The following is a 3,627-nucleotide window of genomic DNA, read 5'->3' on the forward strand; positions in this document are numbered from 1 at the left end:
CTATACTCTTGCATCAAAAGCTGAAAGGTGGACAACAAAGTCATGTGCACTTCAGTCATGTAGAGTTTCATGTTGTCAAGTGCTTGACCTTTTTTTAATTATATCTATTATATCACAACGACGCAAAACTTTTCATATCACAAAAACAAGCTCACAAAATGTGAGCCTGTGCTTAATCTTCTTTTGTTTTATTTTTTAAAGGTGAGACGTAACGTTCTGGAAGTTTGCCCTTCCAGTCTATCCACTGTTTCTCAGCAATTGGAATCAATTTTTCTAATTCTTCCTCCGTAAAAAGATTGTAGTAATTTGAAGTATTAACCAAGGTAATTGGACGTTCGGTAATTGCCTGTTTAATATTAGCCCTTTTCTCTTCCTCTGTCGGTGGCCAATTGCCTGTTTCAATTTTAAAACTAATATCAGCCAATGTTCTTTCACCTTTTTCATATAAACGATAAAGGTCTTCTGGTAATTTGTAAACAATTCTTTCTGGCAAGACACCTCCCACTTCATCAACTAAATAGTAAGTATTATTATGTCGCCAAACAAGACCATCGTCTGTTATTCGTTCGTACTGAATAACTTCTTCCCATGTCATTTCACTATCTGCCATATAAAATCTCCTTCTTCAATACCAATATTTTTCATCACTGCTTCTGCAATACCACTTGGATAAATTTGTCCTCCCGGTCGCCAATAATCGTTAGCACCATCTTCAATTCCTGACGGAATTGAAGTCTTTTTTTGATATCTTTGTCTTCTTATCTTATATGCTATTTATGATATCATAATGACTTTTCTTTAGCTTGCTTAATTAAGCTACGCTTTAGCTTAACATAATTATTTCAAAAAAGACTGCGACATCATCGCCAGTCTCTAAAAATGATTTTATTTATTTTTTTGAAAATAGTCTTGACCAAGTGGTTGCACTAAAGCATATTTGGCATCTATCATAAAATATTGCCCTTCTGGTAGCTGATTAAAGAAATCTTGATAGTCTACCTCAGCAATCACTTTATTGTCATCTGTCTTGGCAAATAAACGCCAATCTGTTATCTCTTTATCATGATACTGCTTCAATAGTTCTGGTTCAAGACTTGGCACAAATGATAAAACGGTTGGTTTGTCAACATTGAGAAAATTTGTCCCGATAAAATGTGTTGTTTCTCCTGATTCAATGCGATAAACATGTTGTTTAGATTGATAATCTGTGACATATTGAGTAACCATGAGTAGTTTTTCATAAGTCTCGAAAAAGTGCTCATCTGATGTAGAAAAATAGTGTTGAAGCATGTTACTATCTAGAAAAATAGGTCGCTTGACACCTGAAAACTGACGAACTTCAGAGGTTTTTTGTAATTCTAAGTATAACTGTGACAAATGATCAATAATATGATCTGTAAAAGAATACTGAGTGATTTGCTCAGCTGTATAGGTATTACCTTGTTCATCACTGATAACACCATTAGTGAGAGCCGCTATTAATTTGATAACCATCAAGGCTCCTGTCCAATCAGAAGGCGTTGCTAGAGAAGGAACTTTCACTTGATAGCTTTCTTTTTGGTAACTAATATAAAAACCAAATACACTTTTATCTCTAACACCAAATAAAACTCTTTCATAATCAGATATTAAAGACGATTCATCCATTTTTTGATTGGCAGTCTTCAATGTCACACTAAAACATTCGAAAAGATTAGTTGTTCCAATGATATCTCCAATCCTTAATTCTTTTTGACTTGCTATATTAAATATCGTTGTTGTCATTATTCCACCACTCTCTACCATTTATAGGGATATTTTTCCTTCTTGAAAGAATGTTAAACTCTGTTGTTTGAATTGGTTGTGTAACCCAAACATTCTCACTTGCTTCAAGATCTGACTTAGTCGTTAAACGTGACGTCACCGTATCAACTACTTCACTAAGAAAACCTTCTTGAGATGATAAAGACTTTGCCCCTTTAAACCATCCCTTTGACTTTAAAAATAAGACATCATTAGTCATTAAGCGCGCCCATGAAGCTGGTCTAATGAAAAACTCATGACTCGCTGAAAAAATCTCTAACTCTTTTTCATCACTCTTAGCACTATAGTGAATATCAAAACGCTGAGCAACTTCCTTGGTTGGAATAACCTGTTTAAACCAACCCTCTTCTTCGACAATGCTATCCTCTAACAAATTTGGCGTTTTTGTATAGATGACAGTCATCTCCTCACCTATTTCAAAATGATTAAAAACCTTATCTTGATAGACTAAAAATGATTTTATCATAATTCCTCCCACCACTTTCTTCCCTTAATCGGTACATTTCTGCGACTAATAACCACTTCAACATCTTCTATTGGAACTGGTAAAGAGTAGTAATATGCAGTCCCATATTCTTCGAAAACGAACTCTTTAGGGTCGAATAAATGATTGGCTTTTAAAAATTCAACATCACTCGTATAAAAATAAACCACTGCATTTGGTTTTTCAAGCCAGTCAGGATGAGCTTCAAAACCTACTATCTCTTTTCCTTTATAATATCCTTCAACGGTTACTTCGTAAATGGCGGAAATATCTTTTGTGGGAACTTCTTTCCGAAAAATATCTTCAGAATGATGGGTAAACCCCCATTCAAGATATTTTGGATCGTGAGTAACTATTTTGAAACCTTTCTCCTTTTCACTATGGTAAAAAAATAAGTCATCTCGGTAAACAATGATAAACATGGTGACCACACTTTCTGTTAGTTAATATATTGGAAATGTCCATCTTCATATATAGCAAGTAATACTTCTTCACCATCAACATTAAGAAACATTTTTGAACCTTCGGCTAATTCTATCGGCTTATTTAATTTCCACTCGGGAATAATTTGATGGTCAGATCCTGTGAAACCATTTAAAGTAGAAGGACTACCGTCAGTGTTAGTACCTCCCATTTCATGACCATAAGGTGTCTCGATTGTTGAAATTTCATCAGCTGAAAATTCAATTCTAACATAACTATTACCATCTTCAGGAAAAGGTCTTATTGACTGGGCATTGCGATAATCTAATCGTAACCCTTCAACAATCTCATCATAATTATTAAGGTGAGCCACATCGTTTCTTTTAGCAACATATCCTTTTAGAGTTGTATTCCCAGTTTTTTTATCAACCCATACTCTATCTAAAATCTTTTCTGCTTCATCAACAGTTATAATTTTCTGAAGAACTGTTTTTTCAGTGGGTTTTGGAAAGGCATCTCTGATTTGTTTCATTTTGGATAACTGTTCTGGCGTCATACTTTCAATTCGAGATGCACGTAAACGTTGAAACTCGTCAAAACTCATACCTACTTCCTTGAGTTTCATTTTAACCATATCAAATGGATACAATTTTTCTGGCGCATATGTCATATCCATCAACAAGAGTCTCTCTTCTCGTGTCAGCTTAGAATTAGCTAAGTCTTGCCACTGGCTATATCTTTTGGCATCTGTCTCAGACATGCCATCAATAAAGGAACTTGTTTTAGTATTAGTATTTGTTTTGACATGAACATCATTCAGAGTAAACTTACTCGCCGCATATGAGCCTGAAAAACCACCAACAATCGAGCCTAAAAATTCTGAAATTTTAGCATCATCTTCAGAAGCGCCTATCAGT

General features: G+C 34.7%; 4 protein-coding genes and 1 pseudogene. All 5 read right to left on the minus strand.

Features of this window, described 5'->3' with window-relative positions; all coding sequences use genetic code 11:
* Window positions 1–172: 172 nt before the first annotated feature.
* Entirely contained in the window at window positions 173–610 is a 438-nt protein-coding gene (locus tag A3I1_RS0104395; RefSeq protein ID WP_018370100.1) for a hypothetical protein, read from the minus strand.
* Between the two features lie 275 nt (window positions 611–885).
* Window positions 886–1,764 (minus strand): DUF4299 family protein, encoded by an 879-nt coding sequence (locus A3I1_RS0104400; protein WP_018370101.1) that lies wholly within the window; start codon window positions 1,762–1,764, stop codon window positions 886–888.
* Window positions 1,745–2,269: a hypothetical protein gene (locus tag A3I1_RS0104405; protein ID WP_018370102.1), complete on the minus strand. Its 525-nt coding sequence runs from the start codon at window positions 2,267–2,269 to the stop codon at window positions 1,745–1,747. Before A3I1_RS0104405 ends, A3I1_RS0104400 begins: the two co-directional genes overlap by 20 nt.
* Window positions 2,266–2,709 (minus strand): hypothetical protein, encoded by a 444-nt coding sequence (locus A3I1_RS0104410; RefSeq protein WP_018370103.1) that lies wholly within the window; start codon window positions 2,707–2,709, stop codon window positions 2,266–2,268. Before A3I1_RS0104410 ends, A3I1_RS0104405 begins: the two co-directional genes overlap by 4 nt.
* A 17-nt stretch (window positions 2,710–2,726) precedes the next feature.
* Window positions 2,727–3,627: pseudogene (locus A3I1_RS08505) on the minus strand (hypothetical protein); the annotation flags it as partial.

It is taken from the genome of Streptococcus marimammalium DSM 18627 (assembly GCF_000380045.1).
Taxonomy (GTDB): Bacteria; Bacillota; Bacilli; order Lactobacillales; family Streptococcaceae; genus Streptococcus; species Streptococcus marimammalium.

What these genes read in the sequence shown, in the direction of transcription:
- A3I1_RS0104395 (WP_018370100.1), bottom strand. Translation starts at nt 610, where the DNA reads ATGGCAGATAGTGAAATGACATGGGAAGAAGTTATTCAGTACGAACGA.
- A3I1_RS0104405 (WP_018370102.1), bottom strand. Translation starts at nt 2,269, where the DNA reads ATGATAAAATCATTTTTAGTCTATCAAGATAAGGTTTTTAATCATTTT.
- A3I1_RS0104410 (WP_018370103.1), bottom strand. Translation starts at nt 2,709, where the DNA reads ATGTTTATCATTGTTTACCGAGATGACTTATTTTTTTACCATAGTGAA.
- A3I1_RS0104400 (WP_018370101.1), bottom strand. Translation starts at nt 1,764, where the DNA reads ATGACAACAACGATATTTAATATAGCAAGTCAAAAAGAATTAAGGATT.